General features: G+C 52.8%; 2 protein-coding genes. Both read right to left on the minus strand.

From position 1 onward, the window contains the following. Positions 1–84: 84 nt before the first annotated feature. Positions 85–1,179, minus strand: a complete 1,095-nt coding sequence (locus HMPREF2907_RS09900) for an ABC transporter substrate-binding protein (protein ID WP_070682577.1) — start codon at positions 1,177–1,179, stop codon at positions 85–87. Beyond that, positions 1,176–1,358 (minus strand): hypothetical protein (locus HMPREF2907_RS13310; protein ID WP_472680784.1); only part of this gene is annotated, 183 nt, incomplete at its 5' end. The genes HMPREF2907_RS09900 and HMPREF2907_RS13310, both read right to left, overlap by 4 nt.

Raw genomic sequence — 1,358 nt, forward strand, 5'->3', positions numbered from 1 at the left:
CGATTACGACAACGCCGACAACGTCGTGTATCAAACCCGCCGTTTCGACTGCTATACGGCCTGAGCCTATGATTTTTGCAGCCGCTATTTCAATCGGATGTAAAACGTACCGTCCGGCACGACGGGCAGGTATTTGCGGTAGAAGTCCAGATAGGTCTTGTTTGGGTCTATGTCGGCAAACTGCTGCGGATACAGGGTTTTGGCGATAAATTGCGCGCTGGCCAAATCGGAGAGCGAGCGGGAGGCGGTGTGGTAGATGCCGTAAACGCGTTTGTTTTTGACGGCAGGAATGTCTGCCCAACCTTTGCGTTTGACAAATCCGGCCAGGCGGCGTTGCGCATCGGCCTGGCTGATGCCTATGCCCATCGCCATAATGCCAGGCTTGTCTTTATGGCCGTTTTCCGTCCCCGAAATGACGATGACGTCGGGTTTGGCCGTCAGGAATTTTTCAGGGTTTATCGGTCCCCAGTTTTTAACGTAAGGCGCGGCGATATTGTTGCCGCCTGCTGTGTCGGCAATCGCGCCCCACATATCTTTGCCGAAGGTGTAGCTGTATTCGGACGGGCCTTTGTCGCCGAACTCGATATAGATTTTCGGTTTGGACTGCTTGGCGCGCGCGACGCGTTTTTGGATATCGGCAATGCCTCGGGCGTATTCGGCGGCAATTTTTTGGGCGCGCGCCTGCGTACCGTTGAGTTCGCCGAAAATTTCCGCACTGCGCGTGTGCCGCGCGACGGTTTCGGCGTTGAAATCGACCACGACGACGGGTATGCCTGCCGCTTTAATGCGCGGCAGGTGGGTGGCGACGGCCTTATACTGCCAGTCGGCCAGAATCAATACGTCCGGCTTGAGCGCGAGCGTTTTCTCCAGTGAAAACGTGCCGGTGTTGATGTTGCCGATGTCCGCAATGTTTTGCAGCGTAGGCAGCTTCTGTTTGAACATCGCCCAGCTGCCGGGATTGAATTTCTCCCAAAACTCACGCGAAATGCCGATGACGTTTTTAAATTTGTCCGCGCCCGTTACCGCGATATAGTCGGGATAGTAAAACGCCAAAACCGCGCGTTTGACAGGGACATCGACTTTGACTTCGCGTCCCAATACGTCTTTGATAGTTTTGATTTCGGCTTGGGCAAAAAGGGGCAGGAGGGCGAGGGCGGCAAATAAAGCGCGTTTGTTCATGAGCGGATACTTTCAAAGAAATGATTATCATTTGTCTTGTTTTCAGGAGAAAAGTTCCCAGACGGTCCTTCTGCGCCGACATTATTTTCAGACGGCCTTACATTGTTTAAACCTTGCCGAAAAAGTAAAATACCTGTTTTCAAAGACTTTGGAGCCATCATGACCGTCAAAACCCGTTT

Origin of the sequence: Neisseria sp. HMSC055H02 (assembly GCF_001813335.1) — a bacterium.
Lineage (GTDB): Bacteria > Pseudomonadota > Gammaproteobacteria > Burkholderiales > Neisseriaceae > Neisseria > Neisseria sicca_C.

What these genes read in the sequence shown, in the direction of transcription:
- HMPREF2907_RS09900 (WP_070682577.1), bottom strand. Translation starts at nt 1,179, where the DNA reads ATGAACAAACGCGCTTTATTTGCCGCCCTCGCCCTCCTGCCCCTTTTT.